This window comes from Acinetobacter towneri (assembly GCF_017498585.1).
Taxonomy (GTDB): Bacteria; Pseudomonadota; Gammaproteobacteria; order Pseudomonadales; family Moraxellaceae; genus Acinetobacter; species Acinetobacter towneri.
The window spans coordinates 847701-870927 of sequence record NZ_CP071766.1 but is presented as its reverse complement, the minus strand read 5'-3'; the positions used below and the strand labels follow the sequence as shown (position 1 = coordinate 870927).

Annotated in this window: 19 protein-coding genes; 14 read left to right on the top strand and 5 right to left on the bottom strand. The window is 44.1% G+C overall.

All coding sequences use genetic code 11. The features are described from left to right. Positions 1–61: 61 nt before the first annotated feature. Positions 62–1480, bottom strand: coding sequence for a polyphosphate:AMP phosphotransferase (gene pap, locus J4G44_RS04125; protein WP_131261094.1), 1419 nt, complete (start codon positions 1478–1480; stop codon positions 62–64). Between the two features lie 246 nt (positions 1481–1726). On the opposite strand from pap, the gene J4G44_RS04120 reads away from it, so the two are divergent. The 14 genes from J4G44_RS04120 to J4G44_RS04055 all read left to right on the top strand — a co-directional run bounded on the left by J4G44_RS04120 (position 1727) and on the right by J4G44_RS04055 (position 17836). Further along, a complete protein-coding gene (locus J4G44_RS04120) occupies positions 1727–2431 on the top strand; it encodes a DUF8198 family protein (RefSeq protein ID WP_004975910.1) in 705 nt (234 codons plus the stop codon). 168 nt (positions 2432–2599) lie between these two features. Beyond that, complete coding sequence (ubiE, locus tag J4G44_RS04115; RefSeq protein ID WP_004975907.1) at positions 2600–3544, top strand: bifunctional demethylmenaquinone methyltransferase/2-methoxy-6-polyprenyl-1,4-benzoquinol methylase UbiE; 945 nt, start codon at positions 2600–2602, stop codon at positions 3542–3544. An 11-nt stretch (positions 3545–3555) separates the two neighbouring features. Then, positions 3556–4251 (top strand): ubiquinone biosynthesis accessory factor UbiJ, encoded by a 696-nt coding sequence (locus tag J4G44_RS04110; RefSeq protein WP_004975904.1) that lies wholly within the window; start codon positions 3556–3558, stop codon positions 4249–4251. 13 nt (positions 4252–4264) lie between these two features. Then, the gene (locus J4G44_RS04105; protein WP_096901336.1) at positions 4265–5884 is read left to right on the top strand and encodes an ABC1 kinase family protein; all 1620 of its coding nucleotides are present in this window, start codon (positions 4265–4267) and stop codon (positions 5882–5884) included. Positions 5885–6091: 207 nt separating this feature from the next. Beyond that, a complete protein-coding gene (locus tag J4G44_RS04100; protein WP_131261096.1) occupies positions 6092–7171 on the top strand; it encodes a patatin-like phospholipase domain-containing protein in 1080 nt (359 codons plus the stop codon). 126 nt (positions 7172–7297) lie between these two features. Beyond that, entirely contained in the window at positions 7298–8080 is a 783-nt protein-coding gene (hisIE, locus tag J4G44_RS04095) for a bifunctional phosphoribosyl-AMP cyclohydrolase/phosphoribosyl-ATP diphosphatase HisIE (RefSeq protein WP_004975893.1), read from the top strand. A 22-nt stretch (positions 8081–8102) separates the two neighbouring features. After that, a complete protein-coding gene (locus J4G44_RS04090) occupies positions 8103–9605 on the top strand; it encodes a UvrD-helicase domain-containing protein (protein WP_004975892.1) in 1503 nt (500 codons plus the stop codon). A 16-nt stretch (positions 9606–9621) separates the two neighbouring features. Further along, positions 9622–10995, top strand: coding sequence for an AAA family ATPase (locus tag J4G44_RS04085; RefSeq protein ID WP_154321107.1), 1374 nt, complete (start codon positions 9622–9624; stop codon positions 10993–10995). A 607-nt stretch (positions 10996–11602) separates the two neighbouring features. Continuing rightward, the gene (locus tag J4G44_RS04080; protein WP_096901338.1) at positions 11603–14440 is read left to right on the top strand and encodes a monovalent cation/H+ antiporter subunit A; all 2838 of its coding nucleotides are present in this window, start codon (positions 11603–11605) and stop codon (positions 14438–14440) included. A 4-nt stretch (positions 14441–14444) separates the two neighbouring features. Then, positions 14445–14810: a Na+/H+ antiporter subunit C gene (locus tag J4G44_RS04075; RefSeq protein ID WP_004975886.1), complete on the top strand. Its 366-nt coding sequence runs from the start codon at positions 14445–14447 to the stop codon at positions 14808–14810. Beyond that, the gene (locus tag J4G44_RS04070) at positions 14810–16618 is read left to right on the top strand and encodes a monovalent cation/H+ antiporter subunit D (protein WP_104852960.1); all 1809 of its coding nucleotides are present in this window, start codon (positions 14810–14812) and stop codon (positions 16616–16618) included. The genes J4G44_RS04075 and J4G44_RS04070 overlap by 1 nt, the downstream gene beginning before the upstream one ends. Before the next feature lie 2 nt (positions 16619–16620). Next, the gene (locus tag J4G44_RS04065; RefSeq protein ID WP_004975882.1) at positions 16621–17154 is read left to right on the top strand and encodes a Na+/H+ antiporter subunit E; all 534 of its coding nucleotides are present in this window, start codon (positions 16621–16623) and stop codon (positions 17152–17154) included. Continuing rightward, complete coding sequence (locus tag J4G44_RS04060; RefSeq protein ID WP_004975880.1) at positions 17151–17426, top strand: monovalent cation/H+ antiporter subunit F; 276 nt, start codon at positions 17151–17153, stop codon at positions 17424–17426. The genes J4G44_RS04065 and J4G44_RS04060 overlap by 4 nt, the downstream gene beginning before the upstream one ends. 11 nt (positions 17427–17437) lie before the next feature. Further along, the gene (locus J4G44_RS04055; protein ID WP_004975877.1) at positions 17438–17836 is read left to right on the top strand and encodes a Na+/H+ antiporter subunit G; all 399 of its coding nucleotides are present in this window, start codon (positions 17438–17440) and stop codon (positions 17834–17836) included. A 121-nt stretch (positions 17837–17957) separates the two neighbouring features. Here the strand turns inward: J4G44_RS04055 and J4G44_RS04050 are convergent, their stop codons facing one another. From J4G44_RS04050 to rimP, 4 genes are read right to left on the bottom strand one after another with little or no spacing between them, the layout of a single operon-like run. Continuing rightward, complete coding sequence (locus J4G44_RS04050; protein WP_004975876.1) at positions 17958–18362, bottom strand: ribosome-binding factor A; 405 nt, start codon at positions 18360–18362, stop codon at positions 17958–17960. Continuing rightward, positions 18362–21088, bottom strand: coding sequence for a translation initiation factor IF-2 (gene infB, locus J4G44_RS04045; RefSeq protein WP_178866000.1), 2727 nt, complete (start codon positions 21086–21088; stop codon positions 18362–18364). Before infB ends, J4G44_RS04050 begins: the two co-directional genes overlap by 1 nt. 10 nt (positions 21089–21098) lie before the next feature. Beyond that, on the bottom strand, positions 21099–22583 hold the full coding sequence (nusA, locus tag J4G44_RS04040; protein WP_154321110.1) for a transcription termination factor NusA: 1485 nt from the start codon (positions 22581–22583) through the stop codon (positions 21099–21101). 35 nt (positions 22584–22618) lie between these two features. After that, positions 22619–23143 (bottom strand): ribosome maturation factor RimP, encoded by a 525-nt coding sequence (gene rimP, locus J4G44_RS04035; protein ID WP_004975871.1) that lies wholly within the window; start codon positions 23141–23143, stop codon positions 22619–22621. Between the last annotated feature and the right edge of the window lie 84 nt (positions 23144–23227).

Sequence of the window (23227 nt, the reverse complement as noted above, 5' to 3'; positions counted from 1 at the left end):
TAAACTAAACAGGCTCAAATTCAGCTAACTTAACACGCAGTCTTTGCATCCTCGAGGCAGATTATTCTGCCTTGAGTTGTTTCAAGATGGTTCTTAAAATTTCCAAACGTGCTGCATTTTTGTCATTACTCGGAATGATGTGCCACGGTGCATATTCGGTACTGGTACGTTGCAGCATATCTGCCGCTGCCACCAAATAATCATCCCAACGGCTACGGTTGCGCCAGTCTTCATCTGTAATTTTAAAACGCTTATGTGCGGTTTCCTGACGTGCTTTAAAACGCAGCTCCTGCTCATCTTTACTAATGGCTAACCAAAATTTGATGACGACAGTTTGATGATCATTTAAGTCTTTTTCAAAACGGTTGATTTCGTCATAAGAACGCTGCCATTCCAGTGGGCTAATCAAACCTTCTACACGTTCTACCAATACCCGCCCATACCAAGAACGGTCAAAAATATTGATTTTTTCTTCAGGCAGAATTTTCGTCCAAAAACGCCACAAATAAGGACGACTGATTTCAAAGGCTTCAGGTGCACTAATGGTGTAAATTTCGTATTCACGCGGATCCAGTTTTTTTACAATCCGTTTAATCGCGCCGCCTTTGCCTGCTGCGTCCATTCCTTCAAAAACAATGCTGACATTACGGTTATCTAAACGCAGTGCATCTGCCACTTTTTTCGTGAGTTTCTTTAACTCTGCTTTATAGTCATCCTCATTGACCGATTCAGATACAGGATTAAGCAAAACTTCTGGAATTTCTGCAGCTTGCCAAGTGATGCCCGAACTGGTCGGATGCACAGGACAATGCTCTAAAGCACGTAAAATATGCTGTGCAAATTGTTGATCGCGGATGGTTTCATCTTCGCAATCAATCATAATCCAGTCATCGGTAAAGCGTTGGCGCAGCTTTTGCAAGCTGTCATATTGCTTTTTATTGCGCCAATCCAAGCCGTGCAATTTATGCCAATGCACTTCGCTCGGTTCCATATCATCTAGTCGTTTTTGTAGTGATTTCCACGATAAATCGAACCAGATTTTAATGACATCCACATGGTTATTTTTTAAGTCTTCTTCATAGGCACGCATTTTTTCGACATAGTTATCAAACATGGTGTCATCAATTTTTTTAGACACATGCATGGCTGTGCTTAATAAGTCACTATACCAATTGCCAAACATCACCATAATTTGACCTTCGGCAGGAATAAAACGTGCATAAGGCTGCCAAAGTGTCTGTTTGGGATTAAACGGGTGTGGCGCATCGGCTTTTACCCTTAAATAACGCGGATCGACCCATTCCCTAAGTTGTTTGACCGACTCTCCTTTCCCCGCCAATTCAATGCCGCTCACTAAAATCAGCAAACTTTTGGCATTTTTTTCACCTTTGGTATTTTTTAAAGCATATTGGGCTTCAATTAGCTCGACTGAAAGTTGTTCTTCTTCCATGAGTTTAAATTCAGTATGTGCTTGTGACATCATCTACCCTATTGTTGTGTTATTTAAGCTCTGCTGATCATTCGTCTATATTTACGATATTAGAATGAGCGACAGACTTTGATCAGTATACGAATATCGACCCATTTTTTAACAACTTTTCGCGTATTTTTGTAGATTAATCTCACACACTGACCTTTGCCGTTTGGAATTCTGTGTAATTTGTCATAGCGACGAGATCAAACTCACATTAAGATTTGCCCATTCAACTCAATAATGAGACACCCTATGTCTAAACTTGCTGCTTTAGATGAGCTGTTAGAACTGTATTATCAATTTAAATATCATAAAAATCCTATGCTTTTTCAACGCTTACAAGATGTTCAAGCATGGCAAAAACAGCGTATGCAACGCACCCATGCCACACAGTTTGCCGAAAAGCACAATGTCTTGATGGCTGAATATTTTTTAAACCGCTTATATGGCGGTCCAGATTTTGACGCTTTGGCAGGTCAAATTGCTCGCCTACTGAAATATGCACACAAAGCTGAAAAAATCATCCCTGAAAATGCAATAAAAACAGGGACTTCTGGGGTAAGTCTAGCGATTTTGGCAGTGCAGTTAGATGAACAAGTCGCGATACAATTGCTACAGGACTATCCTGAAAATATGCCTTTAAATGATGAGATGATGCGTCTGACTTATTTAAAGCTCGATCAGGGCGAAGCACGCTTAAAACAATTAAATATGTTGGATGAACTGGGTAAAAACCTAGATAAATATATGCGCTCTTTTGTGGTCTATACCGCTTTTAAAATGTGTAAAGGCGCGGCGCAAAAATACAGTTTTCAAATTATGTATGAGTTTATGCAAGATGGCTTTTTAGCCATGAAACCATTAAAGTCTGCAGAGAAATTTGTGAAGCAATTTACTACCACAGAACGGGAAATTATTGCCAAAGTACATGCAGGTGATTTACATCCATTTTCATAATCCCAATGTGTGAAATAACCAACACTTATTCAGCACACTTACGCTATCTTTGGTTTTTTCTGTATATTATTCATAACAATTGCATGATGATTACTGTACAAGTGCTTAGAATCTGTCATCATGCATACACTGCAGCCTTAAGCCTTTTTATCCTGAGGAGTGACTCCAATGTCGAATGAAAATCAAACGCCTACCGCTACTCCCGAGTCGGCACAACCAACAGACAAAGTGAGTCCATTCTTAACCGAACCTCTACCGCAAGGCGCTCCACAAGGTCAGCAACAATCTTTAGAACAAAAATTAACGGATACACCTGTTACGGGTTCAGTGCCAAAATATAATTTGCCGCGCGGTGCCAACACAGGCAATGTCGGTGCAACCACACACTTCGGCTACCAAACCGTCAGCAGTGAAGATAAAGCCCAGAAAGTCGCAGAAGTCTTCCACTCGGTTGCAAGCAAATACGACATTATGAACGACTTAATGTCATTTGGTATTCACCGCTTATGGAAACGCTTTGCGATTAATATGTCAGGTGTACGTCGTGGTCAGCGCGTACTGGACATTGCAGGCGGTACGGGTGACTTAGCCAAAGTCTTTAGCCGTGAAGTTGGCCCTACAGGTCATGTGGTACTGTCAGATATTAACGAATCTATGCTGAATGTTGGCCGTGACCGTCTAATTGATGCAGGCTGTACCAATGTCGATTTCGTGTTGGCGAATGCCGAAACTTTAGAACCATTTGAAGACAACAGCTTTGACTTACTGACTATTTCATTTGGTTTACGTAACGTGACCGATAAAGATGCAGCTTTGGCAGCGATGTACCGCGTACTCAAGCCGGGTGGTCGTTTATTGATTTTAGAATTTTCAAAACCAGTATTTGAACCGTTCTCAAAACTCTACGATTTATATTCATTCACAGCATTGCCATTGATGGGTAAAATTGTCGCAAACGACTCAGAAAGCTACAAATACTTGGCTGAATCTATTCGTATGCACCCAGATCAACGCACTTTAAAAGGCATGATGGAACAGGCAGGCTTCCAAAACTGTGATTACCACAACCTGACTGGTGGTATTGTTGCCGTTCACCGTGGTTTTAAACTCTAAGGCGTACCGCAATGTGGTCAATTCTCGCCCTTGGTGCAGTTGAGAAACTGATTCATCATGTTATTGATTTGGATGCGATTACTCGCATCCAGCTCAACCAACTACACGGCAAAATGTTGCGTGTGGTGCTCGATTCGCCACAGCTTTCTGTAGATGTCTTTTTTGATGACAACAAAGTTCGTTTAGAACCTACTGCAACAGGTCACAGCGAGCAGCCTTCTATTTTTGAGCAACGCCCGTTTGATCAAGCGCAAAATATCAGCCCCGCAACGACCACTTTGCATGTTAAAAATGTGGTGCAATTGCTCAAACTGTTGCTATCCGATGAAGTGGGCAATATTCCCCTACAAGGTGACTATCATCTTTTACAAGATATTCAGCGCATTATGCAGCAGGCTGAACTAGACTTGGCCGCACATTTAAGCCCTTGGATTGGTCCTGCTTTGGCTCATGAAGTTGGCAAAATTCAGCTTGCACCCAAGCATTTAAAACGCAGTCTACACAGCCATTTGTTCTTTGCTGAAGATGCCCTAAAAGAAGACAGTGGTCTATTTGCCCCACGCTGGCAAATGGATGACTTACAACAAGACACGCGCATTTTTCAACAAAATTTAGACCGCGCCGAAGCCAAAATTCAACAGCTACAAGCGCAGCTTGATGCACAGCCAGATACCGCTTCTGACACCTTAAACTCCACTCAACCCTAGGGAATAAGTCTTTATGATTCCGCACGTTTCACGTTTACTCGAACTTTGGCGCATTGCCGCGCACTATAGACTCGACACGTTGTTTCCTGCGGAAGAACTACCAGAAAAGGCACGTCATGCGCTCAGTTTTATTCGCATGCACCCTGCGGCTTGGTCAAGTAAAGAACGTAAAAACCCGCTGAAGCTCAAAGAAGCTTTAGAAGAAATGGGACCATTGGCAATTAAACTTGGGCAATTGCTGTCTACGCGTCGTGACCTGATTCCGCCTGAAGTTTTACAGCAATTGGTGTTGCTACAAGACCGTGTCAAACCATTCGGTTCTGACGTGGCACAAATGCGAATTCAGCAATCGCTCAAGGCAGACATCAACACCCTGTTTGCCCGTTTTGATGAGCAACCTTTAGCAGCAGCCTCCATTGCGCAAGTCCATACCGCTGCCTTGCATGATGGTCGTGAAGTCGTCGTTAAAGTCACCCGTCCCGATATTCGCCAGCAAATTCTACAAGATTTTGAAATTCTGGAATGGCTCGGTGCAGCACTGGAAAAACGTCTGGAAGCGGCACGCGCTCTACATTTATCTGAAATTATTCAGGACTATCGTCAAATTATTCTCAACGAACTGGATTTGACCTTAGAAGCGGATAACACCCGCCGCATGCGTCACTACTTTACAGGCTCAAGCATGATGTACGTGCCTGAAGTCTATATGGACAGTAAAGATGTGATGGTGGCAGAGCGCATTACAGGTGTGCCAATTTCCGACACGGCAACCTTTGATCGTTTGGGGATGAATCGTGCCGATTTGGCAGAAAAAGGCCTCACGATTTTCTTTACCCAAGTGTTCCGTGACAACTTTTTCCATGCCGATATGCATCCTGGCAACGTCTTTGTGGAAACCATCAATCCGAATAATCCGCGTTTTATTGCGCTAGATTGTGCGATTATGGGCGAGCTGTCCAAGCATGACCAAATGACCGTAGCACGTATGTTGCTGGCGGTGATGAACAGCAACTTTATGCAGCTGATTCAAGTGGTACACCAAGCTGGCTGGATTCCACCGGGCACAGATCAAGATGCTCTCGCCCGTGAAATGCGCCGTACTGTCGGGCCAATGGTGTCTAAACCGATGCACGAATTGGACTTTGCAGGCATTCTGATTCAGGTCATGGATATTGCACGTCGTTTCCATTTGGAAATTCCACCGCAATTGATGCTACTCCTGAAAACATTGGTGCATGTTGAAGGCTTGGGCACAGACTTATATCCAGAACTGGATATCTGGAAACTTGCAAAACCAATTTTAACGGATTGGATTAAAGCCAATATGAATCCAGTCAAAAATGTCAAAGAAATTGGGCAGCAAATTCCCGACCTGTTACTGGGTGCGCAAGACTTACCAAGTTTAATGATTGACAGTTTAAATGGTTTAAAAAACCAATCGGCTTGGCATTCCAAACAATTGCATGAATTACAAAGCATGCGTCTACAAATGGAACATCAGCAAAAACGCAGCTGGATTTTTGGCAGCATTATGGCCATTTTCCTCTCCATTGCGATTATTGCACCGTGGTATGTCTCTATTGTTTTAATCGCGTTGGCAAGTTTCTTGGCGATTTGGCGTATAGCTAAATAAAGCCACATTGCTTGATAACAAACTGATTAGACGATAAAAAAATTAGAAAGCCTGTTTTAAAGCAGGCTTTTTTATCACGCTGATTTTCTCTAACTCATCCTAAAAACTACCGCATGACTCATCAGTCACCAAATGATGCCTCTCGCCATTGTTGCAAAAATCACCACGCCTACAATTAATGCACATTTGTAGCGTTATAGATCAAGCATGACTCAGCTTTTGCATAAACGTGCCCCTGCACTCAGTATTCGCGCAGGACATCTGGCACGCCAACTGATTGAACAAGAAGGCTTACATGCCCAACACGTCGATATTATTCCAGGTGCAGCAGGCGGCCCCAAAGGTATTGGCATTCAAGGCTTAGACCAAGCTATTTTTGGCGAGTTTTTTGCCCAAGCCCCAAAGCGTCGTACTGTGGTCGGTTCTTCAATTGGCAGTTGGCGCTTTGCCAGTATTTTGGCGTGGGGCGCAAAACAAGGCACTGAACGCCTGTCCGATTTATATACCAACTTGTATTTTCATAAAAAAATGTCGCGCCAAGAAGTCGCTGAGATTTGTCAAAATATGCTGTTTGAACTGATTCAGGGACAGCAACAACAACTGATTCAGCATCCTGACTATCACCTCACGGTCATTTCCGTCAAAGCTCAACATATTTTCCAAAGTGACCAAGCCTTGCCTTTGCTAGCATCTGTGGCTGGAATTATTGGTAGCAATGCCATTGCGCGCAAACATAACCGCTTATTTATGCAACGCGTCATCAGCCAACCTGCGCAAGGTCAGCAGTTTATGGTAGAGGATGATTTTGTCACCCATTACCAAGCCCTGAATGAGCAGAATGTCGCACCGTGGCTGCTCGCCTCAGCGTCTATTCCCGGGGTGATGTCTGCTATTCGTGACATTCCTGATGCGCCCGTGGGCAGTTATCGGGATGGTGGCTTAATTGACTACCATCTAGATTTACCTTACCAAAGTCAGGGCATTGTGCTGTACCCACACTTTACCGACAGCATTACCCCTGGCTGGTTTGATAAAATGTTGAAGCATCGTAAAGCCAATCCTGAAAATCAGGCCCGGACACTCTTGCTATCACCTTCGGCAGAATATTTAAGCAGCTTGCCTTTAGGCCGTTTGCCCGATCGTAAAGACTTCACCTTAAAAGGTTTAGATCAGGCACAGCGCATTCGCTTATGGAAACAATCGGTGGCAGAAAGTCAGCGTTTGGGCGATGAATTTCTGGAAATGGTGGAAAAACAAAACTTCCCTCAATTTATGCAAACGCTTTGACAGTACAAATCTGGCAAGATAATTTAGGTAAATTGTCTTGAATCACGTACACTATAGGGACGATGCAAAATCGTGCGCTCAGAAAATAGCGTCCATACAATTTAAATTAATTTTGGTGAACAACTCATGAATAACTTGCAATGGCTCGATGAAGTAAAATTTAACGAACAAGGATTAGTGCCTGCCATTGCACAGCATCATCAAACAGGACGTGTGTTGATGGTGGCGTGGATGAACCGTGAAGCCTTGGCACTGACTGCCGAAAAAAATCAGGCGGTGTATTTTTCACGTTCACGCAATAAATTGTGGCACAAGGGTGAAGAATCTGGACACTTTCAAACTGTGCACGAGATTCGTCTGGACTGCGATGCCGATGTGATTATCCTGCAAATTGAACAACATGGTGGAATTGCTTGCCACACAGGGCGTGAATCTTGTTTCTATCGCAAACTCACCGCCAATGGTTGGGAAATTGTAGATGCACAGCTGAAAGACCCGAATCAAATTTATGGTGAACAAGCCGCCAATGCTCACACCTTAGCCATGAGCCAATCAAAGGCACAAGCTGAACAGGTTGAAGTTTTGGCTTATTTAGGGCAAATGATGAGCGAGCGCAAAACCGCTAATCCTGACTCATCTTATGTAGCCAAGCTATACCATAAAGGCTTGAATAAAATTTTGGAAAAAGTCGGTGAAGAAACCGTGGAAGCAATTATTGCCGCCAAAGATTTCAACACCGAAGCCAATGCCAACAACAAAAATGACCTGATTTATGAAGTGGCCGATTTATGGTTCCACAGCATTGTCATGTTGGGTTATTTCGATATTGAACCGCAAGTGGTACTGAATGAATTGGCTCGTCGTCAAGGTTTATCAGGCTTGGTTGAAAAAGCCAACCGTAGCCATTAACGCGAAAAGCCAACCCTGATCTGTGTCTGTAATCACCAAGCCTCGCCCGACCTATGAGCAAGCCACTGCTATAGATAATGCACGTCTGGGCAAATCTTTTAAAGTGATTGCCTATGCAGGTACAGGTAAAACCACGACCTTACAAATGATCAGTGATGCCATGCCAGAACGGCGTGGCATGTACTTGGCATTTAACAAAGCCATTGCCGCAGAAGCACAAAGTAAATTTCATCGTCAGGTCGATTGTCGTACATTTCACTCGCTTGCATATCGCAGCGTTCCACGTGGAGTCACCGACAAATTACGCCTACCCCGTTTAAGTCCAAGTTTTATTGCCAAAGAGTATCGTTTAGAACCGATTACCCTTAGACGTATGATGGGCGGACGCTATGAAAAATATGTGTTGATGCCAAGTCGTTTAGCCAGTTTGGTGGCCAATGCCGTGAGTCATTTCTGCTCGACCAGTTCGCAATACCCTGCCCCACGACATTTACAAGCACCCAGTTGGTTGCATCCAGATGACATCGACACCTTACAAAAGCATCTTTATCCTGCGGTAGAACGACGCTGGTTGGAGTCAATTGACCCGAATCATCAGGCAGGCATTGGACACGATATTTATCTGAAACTTTGGGCCTTGTCTGAACCCAACATTCCTGCCGATTATGTGCTGTTTGACGAAGCTCAAGATGCCGACCCGCTCATGCTGGGCATTTTACTCAAGCAACGTAATACTCAAGTGATTTATGTGGGCGATGCGCATCAGCAAATCTATGCTTGGCGTGGTGCAATCAATGCCATGCAGCAATTACCTTTGCCTGAATCACGACTGACCACATCGTTCCGTTTTGGTGAAGAAATTGCCCTGACCGCCAATGCCATTTTAGGTGGGCTGAATGAAACCGTGCCACTCTTGGGCAATCCAGAATTACATTCCAAAGTGGTCAACAAACCGCATACCAAAATGCGTGATGCGATTTTATGCCGTACCAACGCCCGTGCCATGGAACTGCTACTGGCAGGTTTAGTGCATGGCGATAAAGTCAGTCTGCAAGCCGACCATGTGCGCTTAAACCGTTTTGTGGATGCTGCCGCGATGCTCAAACAAGGCAAACGTGTGACCGACGTTCCAGAACTGGCATGGTTTAACTCTTGGCATGATGTACATGAATATTGTGAAACCAACGATGGCAGCGACATTAAACCTTTGGTCAAACTGGTGGATGATCATGGTACTAATCCACTCAAACGGGCGTTGGCAAAAATCACCCCAATTGACCAAGCCGACTATATTATTTCGACAGCGCATAAAGCCAAAGGTTTAGAATGGAATCGGGTACATATTGAAGACGACTACCAATTTAAACTGAACGACAAAGAGCATAAAATTAGCGATGAAGAATTAAGATTACTGTACGTGGCATGCACACGTGCTAAAGTCAGTTTAAATATTCATCATATTTACGATTTGGTACAACAACTGAAAATAAAAATGCCGACATCGTTACGCAAAGCGGTGGGGTAATTGCAGCAGGTGCGCTATGAAAATTACATCGGTTCATTTCAGACACATCACCCATTTTGCAGACCTAAAACTCGAACTCAATTATCACGACCTGCCCATTACGCTTATTTTGGCAGACCAAAGCGCGGGTAAAACCTCGCTGTTACGATTTAGTTATCAAGCACTGACTTGGTTTGCCGCTCGCTATAAAGACTTACGCACTGCGGGTTTGGTGATGCAAGATCAAGATATTTTGTTCAACCGCTTGCAAGCTAAAATTGATGTTTGTGTGGAAATTCCAGCAGAAATAGGCAGTTTGGCAGAATCAAGCAACACGCAAATTGAAAGCACCCAACATTGTGACTGGCAATTATATAAAACCCTGAATAGTAGCGGCGTAGGAGTAAGCAAAGCAGAAACCGCCAAGCTTGAAAAAATGGTGCAGCTCTATCAACACGCCATTAAACATGACCCGATGCAAGGTCTACCGCTGATTGCCTACTACCCTGCAGAACGCTTCGTGAATGAAGTTAATTTACTCAATAAAAATAATCCGCTGATTTTACAACCTGGACATGCCTACGAAATTGCTGCGATTCCATTCACGACATTTACTCGTTTTTTTGAATGGTTGCGGGAAATTTCCGATATTGAAAATGCCCAAAGTGCGCAGCTTTTACACAAGCTATATCAGCAACAACAAAGCGAACTCGCACAAACCCTGAATCAGTCCTTATTGCATGCCTATACCCAAATGCATGCACCGAGTTTACAAGCACTGAAAGATGCCTTACAAATCGTGCTGCCTGAAATTGAAGACCTATATCTACAACATCTGCCTAAATTACAACTCATGGTGCGCTGTCAGGGCAAAGATATGCTGTATCAGCAATTGTCGAACAGTCAGCGCAACTGGATTGCTCTGGTAGGCGATATTGTACGTCGCCTCTGTTTGCTAAACCCAAACAGTTTGTATCCGTGTCGCGAGGGAGATGGTATTTTGTTGATTGACCAGATTGATCATCAGCTCGATCAACAACAGGCCGCACAAATACTGACCCGTTTACATCAAGCTTTTCCGCGCTTACAAATTATTGCCACAGGCAACCGCAGCGAACTTTTGGAACAAGCGGAACGCTTTCAATGTTTAAAACTGGAACATCAACAGCTGCATCCCATCGCATGGCAAAGTTTACAACCGCAGTTTGCAGAAATTTATGCTGATGTGCTAGAAACCACTCACACGACAGAAGACGTCAGCCTACAAGAACAAAACCCAACACAATTAGGCACGGCTGAAATTTTGCAGCAGATTCAAAACCATTTAACTGCCGAACAAAAACAGGAATTGCTGCAACGCTTACAGCAATTGGATAGTGAGCCAACACCTGATCAATTGCCTGAATCTTAATTGCCGAAGTCTTTCAAGGCATACTTGGCCAAAAAGCAAGGAAATACTTTATCCCGCATATAACAGACGGTATATAATGACTTTGCTGTATGCAAAAAAAATTGATGTTGTTTTATTCATGTAATAAAATCAGATTAATTTTGAACTTTTATAGTAAAATCCGATTTTGCTGTAGTTTTTAAAGTTGCGCAATACAACTTTTTTTATACCTTGAATAGTGTCTATTGACCTTTCAAACACGGTGAATGCTGTAAAAATGCAGCAGATGCAGATCAACTTCATCCATAATTCAACTAGGTTGTAGATTGACGCATCTAAATATTTTTAACACAGCTTTAACCAAACCAAGCACAACCTTATTCGCTGCATCGTCAGCGAAAGATCAGCATATTTTTTGCTGCTTGAGCCGCCTAGCCATGTAAAATTATTTTTGCATGATCTTGTTTTGAGTTTAAGTTGCGACAATACGCTCATCAAAACAATAGACTACGTGTTTACTGACACGACTGATTGGCTTTCAAGATTGAATCTTTTGGATGGTGTGTTGCTGTCCTGTAATCCTTGGAAGATAAGATTCATCCTTTAGGTTTTCAACCTATTCACGACAATGGATATGAGTGTGCTACCGATTATTATATTGTTACCGTTAGTACTGGGCACAACCCTTGTCTCGTGGCTGAAACAATTTTCACGCGGGGTAACGGCTTTAGGGGCGATTGGCGTCAGTCTGAGCAGTCTTATTCTGCTCCTGACTCAAGCAAAAGCAGTCTTTAATGGCGAAACGATCATTCAAACATGGTCTTGGCTGCCACAGTTGGGGATTGATTTAAGCTTTCGTCTAGATGCGCTTGGTTTATTATTCTCCTTGCTGATCACGGGGATCGGCACACTCATTTTTATTTATGCCTATTATTATTTAAGTCCACAAAACTCGCTCAGTAAACTCTATGTTCTCCTCATGCTGTTTATGGCTGCCATGTTGGGAATTTCGCTCTCCAATAACCTGATTTTGTTGCTGACTTTTTGGGAACTGACCAGTATTTCCTCTTTCTTATTGGTGGGTTATTGGAGCAATTACGAGGCAGCACAACGCGGCTCACGTATGGCACTGACCATTACAGGCATGGGCGGACTCGCCATGCTCGGTGGTTTTGTGTTATTGGCGCAAATCACAGGCACCTATCAAATTGACCAAATCTTAATGATGACTGAACAAATTCAAAGTCATCATTTATTTGTACCAACTTTATTGCTGATTTTATTGGGTGCATTTACCAAAAGTGCGCAATTTCCGTTTCACTTCTGGCTACCCAATGCCATGGCTGCACCCACGCCTGTTTCTGCCTATCTACATTCGGCAACGATGGTCAAAGCAGGGATTTTCTTGCTGGCGCGCTTATTGCCAATTTTTGCAGGCGCAGCGTTATATCACAACCTAGTCACCTTTATTGGTCTATTTACCCTGTGTATGGCAGCATTCTTTGCCATTTTCAAAGAAGATTTAAAAGGCTTATTGGCGTATTCCACCATCAGTCATTTAGGTCTGATCATGTGCTTACTCGGCATTGGTTCACCGTTAGCAGTAGCTGCTGCAATTTTCCACATCATCAACCACGCCACCTTTAAAGCGGCCCTGTTTATGATTGCAGGAATTATCGACCACGAATCAGGCACACGTGATTTACGCAAACTTAGTGGCTTATGGCAACTATTACCCTTTACCGCCACCCTCACTATGATTACCGCGGCCTCTATGGCTGGCGTACCGTTGACCAACGGCTTTTTGTCCAAAGAAATGTTCTTCACTGAACTGGTAGCAAACTTATCTGGCCCTGTACTGTTGGTTTCTGCAATTGTTGCGACACTGGCGGGTATTTTTGCAGTGGCCTATTCAATACGTTTGGTACACGGCGTTTTCTTTGATGGTCCAATTGGTAAAGATGTCCCAAACAAAGAAGCTCACGAACCTCCGTTTGGCATGCGTGCACCCGCAACTTTATTGGCTGTTTTATGTATTTTAGTCGGCTTGATGCCTGCCTTATTGGTCGAGCATATTGTCAATAGCACGACTCGTGCCAGTACCCAACTGTCGCAGTTTGAAGGCACACATCTGGCAATTTGGCATGGCTTTAATCTTCCCCTGCTGATGAGTGTTATTGCACTGCTTGGCGGGATCATTTTCTATTTCTCGCTCGCCAAAGGTGGAAAAATCCGTGAAATTGACCTCGACCCACATTTAGGTCAATTCCAAGGCAAACTGCTGTTTGAATTATTCTTAAAACATTTGCTACAAGTTTCACGCAAAATCAAACGTAAAACCGAAAATGGTTCACTGCAAAGCTATTTGGTGTGGATCATTGCTTTTACGGTATTCATGGTCGCGCTACCATTATTCAATCAGGGATTAACAACTGGCACACGTGAACTCACACATGCGCCTATGATTGCCATTGTTTTATGGTTATTGCTGTTCTCTGCCTGCTGGATGATGCTGTGGTTCCACCATGAGCGCATCAAAGCTGTCTTAATCAGCGGTGCAGTTGGCTTGGTCGTCACCATGATGTTTGTCGGACTGTCTGCTCCCGACTTGGCACAAACTCAAATCACGGTTGATGTCGTCACCACTGTTTTATTGCTGATGAGTCTATCGCTGCTCCCACAATTGACCCCGTATGAATCTAGCCGTTCACGTCGTTGGCGAGATGCCTTCATTGCGATTGGTGGCGGCATTGGTATCGGCTGGATTGCGTGGCTGGTTATGACTCGCGACCACAATTCAATTTCATGGTTCTTTAATCAGCAATCCATTCCACTCGGTGGCGGAACCAACGTGGTCAACGTCATTTTGGTGGACTTCCGTGGTTTCGATACCTTTGGTGAAATTACCGTCTTGGGCATTGCTGCGATTGGTACGCTGTGTTTAATGGATGGTATGCGTGCGCACGGCACTATCATGACCCAAGGTTTAACCTATCGCTTTAATCCTTCACCGTTGATGCTGCGGATTACCGCCTCATGGATTTTACCTATCGCCCTTGTGGTCAGCCTGTATATTTTCTTGCGCGGTCATAACTTACCAGGCGGTGGCTTTATTGCGGGCTTAATTACCGCAATGGCGTTGATCATCCAATACATTGCGCTTGGTCAAGACCACACCGAACAAATGCTCAAAGCTAAATCTGGACGTTTATACGAAATCTGGATTGGCGTGGGTTTAAGTATTGCAGGTCTGACAGGACTTGCCGCATGGTTCTGGGGACGTCCATTCCTCACCAGCGCACATATTTATGTCAATCCTCCGATTATTGGTGAAATGCACCTCGCTTCGGCTGCCTTATTTGATGTAGGCGTGTATGTCACGGTGGTTGGTGCGGTAATGTTGATGATTTCTGTCTTGGGCGACTCACGTCACTCAGGCATGTCTGGCCCACTTCCAAAGGAGTAATGCAATGATTAGTATTGAGTTTTTAATTGCGTCTGCCATTGGAATGTTAGTCGCGACAGGGATTTATTTAATTTTACGTGCCCGTACCTTTCCTGTGGTTTTAGGTTTGGCGATGATTGGTTATGCCGTCAATATTTTCTTATTCAGCATGGGGCGTATTCAGCTCAATGCACCTGCAATTTTGACTGAAGCTTCAAAAGTCACCGACCCATTACCACAAGCCTTGGTGTTAACCGCAATTGTGATTGGCTTTGCCACCACTGCATTTATTGTGCAATTGGCGCTGCGTAGCCGTTATGAAACAGGGACAGACCACGTCGATGCCAAAGAAGAACATCCACTGCTTGACCCACGTGAGGATGAGCCATAATGACTGATTTCCTCCAATTTTGGCTACAGCATTCACCTATTTTTAGCATCCTGATTCCCACCTTTACCGCATTTATTTTAGTGCTATTAGGCAATCCGGGCTTTGGTTCACTCTCACATGACTGGCGCCAGCCATGGCGTCGTGGCATTAGCTATCTTTCTGCCACACTCGGTTTAGTCACTGCAATTAGCTATTTAATTCAAGTCAGCAGTGGGCAAATTATTATTTATAATTTGAGCGAATGGGCCGCCCCGTTTGGCATTATTTTAGTGCTAGATCAACTGTCTGCCCTCATGTTGGTACTGACTTATTCACTTGCCTTGCCATTACTGTGGTTTTCCAGCAAAAAATGGGATGAACGTGGTCGCTATTTTCATACCATGGTGCATTTCCTACTCATGGGACTTTGCGGTGCATTCCTCACAGGCGACTTATTTAACCTGTTCGTATTTTTTGAAATCTTGTTGCTCGCCTCGTATGTGTTGTTATTGCACGGTCAGGGCAAAGCACGTTTTCAACTCGGGATTCATTACGTCACCATCAACCTGTTGGCCTCTGCCCTGTTCCTAATTGGTTTGGGGATGATTTACGGCAGTGTCGGCAGTTTAAACATGACCGATGTGGCACGTCTTATTCCGCTACTCGATGCTGATGCACATAAAATTGCGGTGGCAGGTGGCTTACTGCTATTTGTGGTATTTGGTATTAAAGCCGCTATGCTTCCTGTCGGTTTCTGGCTTCCTAAAACCTATGCCGTGGCGACAACCCCTGTGGCAGCCTTATTCACCATCATGACCAAAGTGGGTGTGTATGCCATTTTGCGGGTTAATGGAACCGTATTTGATGATGCACTGAGCCATAAAATCCTACAAGACTGGTTGCTGCCGATTGGTCTAATTACCTCACTGTATGGGGTCATTGGCGCAATTGGTGCAGAGCGCTTACGTCGTTTTGTCGGTTTTATGGTGCTGTCTTCGATTGGTACGATCCTGATCGCCATTTCGATGCTGAACACACAGGCATGGTCAGCCGCACTGTATTACTTAGTACACAGTACCTTAATTGCAGCGGCTTTCTATTTGCTGTGTGGCTGGATTACCTCACAACGTGGCGCATTTAAAGATCACTTCAATATTGCCCCGCAAATGAAGCAACACAAAGTACTGGCAATCACATACTTCATGATTGCCTTAATGATGGCAGGTTTGCCACCGTTTAGTGGCTTTTTGGGCAAGGTCTTTATTTTGCAAGCCACCGCCAATATGGCACATCAAGGCTGGATTATTGGCATTATTCTCTTGGTCAGCTTGCTGAGTATTATTGCATTCACCCGTGTCGGCTTTATTTTATTTTGGCGCGCGACCAAACCTGAAGATGATGCGCAAACTGAAGCCTATTATGAATATCAGGCACTACCTGCGATTGCACCGCCCCGTAATGACCGTGTCATTTATTTTCTCCTAACGGGTTTAGTGCTGTACGTGGTATTTGCCAATCCAATTCAACAATATATGCTGAATACTGCACAGCAGATTCAACATAATGCGGCCTATGAAGCACTGATTCTGAAAAAAGACCGTGCTGCAAATGTGATTAGCGTACAACCTTATGATCCATTGTACTTACCTGAAACCAAGTACGGTGGCGAAGCAATTGACACCAATGCACATTTAATTCCCTATGTGATTGATCCAAACACCTTGGAAGGCGAGCATATTTCTGACTATAAACAACGTCAGATTCAACAGCAAAATCGTGAGGAAGCACAGCAACCTAGCGATACTCAACTCAAACCTGCGGAGCCCTAAACATGCAAAAAACGAGACCAAAAACTTCGTTTTGGGATAACCTGCTGCCACACCCGTTTGTATCTGTCTTGGTGGCACTGAGTTGGCTGATGTTGGCGCATAGTGTTTCTGCAGGGAATCTGTTGATGGCACTGGTCTTGGCGCTCTTGATTCCCAAACTGATCCAGCCCTTTATTGCGCGTACACCAGACATCAACTGGACTGCAGCCATTCGCTTATTCTTCGTGGTGGTCTGGGATATTATGATTTGTAATATTCGTGTCGCAAAACTGGTACTTGGCCCAACAGACCGTATGCAGCCAAAATGGTTCCGTGTCCCTCTCGAAACACAACACGAACAGGTCAACAGTATTTTGGCGATGATCATTACCACCACACCAGGCACGGTTACAGCAGGTATTGACCAAGACCGTGGCGATATTTTGGTGCATGCCTTAAACACTGCAGATGAAAGTGTAGATATTCAAGACATCAAAAATCGTTATGAAAAACCGCTGATTGAAATTTTTGGTGCACAGTCAGGAGAAAAGCAATGATGATTCTGCCTTATGCACTTGGAATCTGCATGGTTGCGATTACGCTGTCCATGTTTATGTGCCTATATCGCCTGATTATTGGCCCTTCAATTGTAGACCGCCTGTTGGCCTTGGATACCTTGTTTTTAAATGCGACCTGCTTGGTGGTGGTTCTGGGTATCTATTGGACCAGTACCTCATTATTTGAAGGTGCGTTATTGGTGGCGATGCTAGGCTTTGTGTCTACTGCAGCACTGGCGCGTTACTTCACCAGTGGTCATGTGATTGATTAAGGAGAATGAACATGCAATTACTCATGGAAATTTTAGTGTCATTCTTTTTAATTATTGGCGCATTTTTCATGTTGGTGGGCGGCATTGGCATGGTTCGCCTACCCGACTTATTTATGCGACTGCATGCCCCTACAAAATCCAGCACTTTAGGACTAGGCAGTTTCTTAATTGCAGCCATTATTTATGCGGCATTTGAAGGACGATTTGGCTTTGCAGAAGTATTAATCACCCTATTTGCGTTTATTACCGCGCCTGTTTCTGCCAATTTAATGGCACAGGCAGCACTGCATTTACGTTTACGTTCGATGAGTGGCAATGTGCCTGAAACCTTAGACCGTCCATTACCGTGGCAACGCCAACGTCGTAATTTACGTCGTTATGAAAAAAAGTCCCATGATGATTTGGTCTAGAATATTAGTCAGGCATTAAAAAAAGCATCGTATCCGATATAACCTTGCTTACATTGCAAAAGCTCAAACATGATAGACAAAAAAATGCCACCCGAAGGTGGCATTTTTTATCATCACTGATTTATTCTTCATCTTGCTTAGGTGCTGCAGGAGGTAAATCTTTTACCGCTTCTGCAATCAAACCAAACATATAGTTACCATAGGCATTGGTTTTATCGTAGTGAAAACGCAAACGCGGGGTAATACGTGTCTTAATACGACGGCTTAACTCATGGCGCAAGAAGCCTGATGCTTTATTCAACACATCCAAGGTTTCTTTATTTGCCGTTTCGCTTTGCTCATCGCCTAATTCACGTCCCATGACGGTCACGTACACTTCCGCATATCCTAAGTCTGGGCTCACCTTCACTGCAGAGATGGTCACAAGACCACCTAAGCGTGGATCTTTCAGCTCTTGGCGAATCAGTTCTGACAGCTCACGCTGTACTGTATCCGCCATACGCTTCAGACGTTGACTACCCGCCATTAAAGACTCCGTTTAATCAATTGAACATCGTACACTTCAATCTTATCAAGTGGTTTGATGTCTTTATAGCCTTTTACTGCAAGACCACATTCCATACCTGCGCGAACTTCTTCCACCACGTCTTTATAACGACGAAGTGACTCAAGCTCACCTTGGAATACCACCACATCATCACGTAATACGCGAATTGGTTTGTTACGGTGAAGTACGCCTTCAAGTACCATACAACCTGCAGCTGCACCGAACTTACTTGAGTGGAACACTTCACGCACTTCTGCAACACCCAAAATAGTTTCACGGTGTTCAGGTGCAAGCTTACCGCTCATCGCATCTTTCACATCATCAATTAATTGATAGATGATGCTGTAGTAACGAATGTCAATACCATCGGCATCGGCTTTTTGACGCGCAGTATTGTCAGCACGTACGTTAAAGCCCAGTAATACAGCTTCTGAAGATTCTGCAAGCGTAACGTCAGACTCAGTGATCGCACCTACGCCTGAACCAATCACACGTACACGTACTTCATCGGTAGACAACTCGCCCAATGCAACAATCAAGGCTTCCAAAGTACCTCGTACATCGGTCTTCAATACCACATTGACAAATGGAACGTCTTTTTTGCCCATTGATGCCATGATGTTTTCAAGACGCATTGCGCTTTGACGCTCAAGACGTTTTTGACGCTCACGATCCATACGCGCATCGGCAACTTCACGTGCTTTCTTCTCGTCATTTACAACAAGAACTTCGTCACCTGCCATTGGCGCTTCAGGTAAACCTAAAATTTCAACTGGAATTGAAGGACCTGCAGATTTAATACGCTTACCGTTTTCATCAGTCATGGCACGTACGCGACCATAAGATGAACCTGCAAGTACCAAGTCACCTACATTCAAAGTACCGTTTTGTACCAGAATTGACGTCACTGCACCGCGACCTTTATCTACACGCGCTTCAATCACCACACCTTGCGCTGCACCTTCTTCAGATGCTTTCAATTCCATCATTTCTGCTTGAATTGAAATTAAGTCAAGAAGTTCATCAATACCTTGACCTGAATGCGCCGAAACCATTGCAACAGGTACGTCACCGCCCCATTGTTCAGGTACGATTTCTTTGGTGGTCAATTCATTCAATACGCGGTCTGGATCAGCCGATTCTTTGTCCATTTTGTTAATGGCAACAATAATTGGCGTACCCGCTGCACGCGCATGGTCAATGGCTTCTGCAGTTTGTGGCATCACACCATCATCTGCCGCAACGACCAATACCACGATATCTGTCGCTTTCGCACCACGTGAACGCATTGCAGTAAACGCTGCGTGTCCCGGTGTATCTAAGAAGGTGATAATGCCTTTATCGGTTTGTACGTGGTATGCACCAATGTGCTGGGTAATACCACCCGCTTCGCCTGCAGCCACTTTGGCACGACGAATACGGTCAAGTAATGATGTCTTACCATGGTCAACGTGACCCATGATGGTCACCACTGGTGGACGTGTCGTTTGAACACCACGTGCCTCTTCAGCAGCTTCAAGTAAGTTATCTTCAGCTTGCGTATCAGATACTAGAACTGGGTTGTGGCCCATTTCCTCAACTACAAGTGCTGCAACTTCTTGCTCAATCGCTTGGTTTTGCGTAACTAACTCACCCATTTTCATGAGTGATTTAATAACTTCGCGTACTTTAACTGCCATTTTTGCAGCCAAGTCCGCAACCACAATCGTTGCACCAATTTCAACATCATAAACTTGTTTTTTAACTGGTTTTTCAAAGCCGTGCTTGTTGGCTTGGCTCGTTTTCAAACCGCGTTTATGTGAGTTTTGGCTGAAAGACTGTTCTTCCTGACCACGACGACCACCTTTTTTCGGTGAACGTGTATTGGTGGTGCTGGTACCACGCTTGATTTCACGGTCTTCTTTGGCAAATGAATCTTCATAAGCCTGACCCACAAGACCAGCCGCCAATGGAGAATCATCTACCACACGAATGGTAGCGGTTGCATCTTCATTTGAGTATTTAGATGCCATCTGACGCATTTGCTCAAGCGTACGTTGCTGCGCTTCTTCAGCAGCTTTACGACGTGCTGCTTCTTCAGTCGCTTTCAACTGAGCTGCTTGCGCTTCACGCGCTTTCTTTTGCTCAGGTGTTTCAGTGACTTTCACTGCTTGCTTCACAATTGGCTTGTTGGTTGACTTACGTTTCACCACAACCGCAGCTTTTGCAACTTCTTGCTTGGCTGTTTCTTGCTTGGCTGCTGCACGCATTGCATCTAAAGCTTGTTTCGCTTTTGCGGCACCTGCTTGAGGCGCGTCTGCTTTCGCTTTGCTCTTTTCTGCCACGTCACGTGCTTGCTGTTCTGCTTGCGCTTTTTCAGCTGCTTCCGCCTGTGCTTTTGCCAGTGCTTCCGCTTTAATCTGTTCAGGATCTGGCTTTACAAATGTATGCTTCTTGCGAACTTCTACATTAATCGTTTTCGCTTTGCCCGAAGTACTTGCCACTTTAGCGGTACTGGTGGTTTTACGTTTCAACGTGATTTGTCCTGCTTTACCCTCTTGACCGTGAACCTTTTTTAAATGGTTCACTAGGGTACTTTGTTGTTCCGTGGAAATAATATCGTCAGCGTTACGCTGTGGTAAACCTGCGTCACGAACCTGTTCCAGGAGTTTCTCAACTGGACGACCTACACTGAGCGCTAACTCTTTAATCGACTTGTCCGTCATATATTACCTCCTAGTTAAACCATGATTCGCGCGCTTTCATAATCAATTGACCCGCTTTTTCTGTACCTAAACCTTCTATATCTTCGATATCGTCAGTCGCTTGGTCAGCTAAATCATCAACTGTAATGACACCACGAGCGGCAAGCGCATAAGCGATCTCTTGTGTCATGCCTTCCATTGCTAGAAGTTCTTCACTCGGATCTTGGATATTTTCTTGCTGTTGCAATGCTTCTGCCAAAGCCACTTCTTTGGCACGGCCTTGTAACATTTCAACAAGTTCTTCATCTAAATCAATTTCGTCAAATGTTTCCGCAGGAACATACGCAATTTCTTCTAATGAAGTGAAGCCCATTTCTACCAATGCCATCGCCAAATCTTCAGCAATGTCTAGACGTGAAACAAACAAGTCCAAGTATTGTTGCGCTTCATTTTGCTGACGTGCGTGATACTCTTCTTCAAGCATCATGTTCAGCTTGTAACCTGTGAGTTCAGAGGCTAAACGTACGTTTTGACCTTGTGAACCAATTGCACGTGCCAACTGATCGCTGGTTGCGAAAATAATGTCGGCAGTACGTTCTTCTTCATCAATCACAATACCCGATACATCGGCTGGCTCTAAAGCACTGGCGATATATTGTGCTGGATCATCAGACCACACCACAACATCAATACGCTCACCATTTAACTCTTGCTGTACCGCTTGGATACGTGTACCACGCATACCAATACATGCACCTACAGGGTCAATACGATGGTCGTTGGTTTTTACTGCAATTTTTGCACGTACACCTGGCTGACGCGCTGCTGCTTTAATTTCGATGATTTCTTCAGAAATTTCTGGAATTTCTTTTTTCATCAATGCAATCAGCATTTCAGGCTTGGCACGTGACAACAACAATTGTGCACCACGACCTTCACGGTTCACGCTGTACAAAATTGCATTCACACGCTGCTTAGGACGCAAAATTTCTTTGGCGATCATTTCTTCACGCGCCAAATATGCTTCTGCATTGTCGCCCAAATCAATAATAAAGCCATCTTTGGTTTGCTTTTTCACTTCACCGTAAATCAGCTCGCCTACTTTGGCTTCATAAGCATCTGCAACCAATGCGCGTTCTGCTTCACGAATTTTTTGCACAATCACTTGCTTGGCAATTTGCGCAGCAATACGACCGAAGTCAATTGACTCAACTTCAAGTTCGCGAATATCGCCAATTGACCACTTTGCAGGGTCTACATCAGAAATTGCATCTTGGCATGCAGGCATTTCATGATCTTCATCTGCCACCACTTCCCACTGACGGAAAGTGCTGTAGTCACCTGTTTTACGATCAATTTCCACACGTAAACGTGCTTCTTCTGAGTTTGTGCCTTCGTAGAATTTCTTTTTCGTCGCAGCAACAAGAGCCTGTTCAAGCGCCTCAAAAATTGCCTCACGACTTACACCTTTTTCGTTACTAACCGTTTCAACGACGGTAAGAATTTCACGTGCCATAAGTCACCTATTCGTTCAGATTCTTATTAATTTGATTAATCTTGGTAAATCAGGTTTGCTTTATCAATATTGTGACTGTCAATCTCCAATACCTGCTGTTTTTCCACTTCGACCTGAATGGTTTCATTTTCCAGATCTACAGCAACCAATTTCGCTTGAAATTTACGACGGTTTTCTACAGCACTGATTAAACGTAACGCAATGGTTTGCCCAATATATGCAGGCAATTGCTCTAATTGGAAAAATGGACGATCCCAACCCGGAGAGGATACTTCAAGTGCATATTCACCTGAAATTGGATCATGCACATCAAGCATTGCACCAACTTGCTGGGTTACACGTACACAATCTTGCACACCAATACCACGACCTTGCTCTAATTCGCCATCTTCATTTAAGACAGGTTCTGCATTTTCATCGACAGCTTTGTCGATATAAATACGTAACAAAGAACGCTTACCTTGTGGAATAAACTCGATTCCCCAAAGATCCACATCACATGCTTGCACTGCTGGCGCAATTAAGTCCTGAAGTGCTTGAGTTTTATTTGATAGCTTCATTTACTCTCGTCATTCTGCTGCGGTTCAATGGTCTTATTTGACCACTACACATTCATACAAACTATAGTAGTAGTGAAACATGAC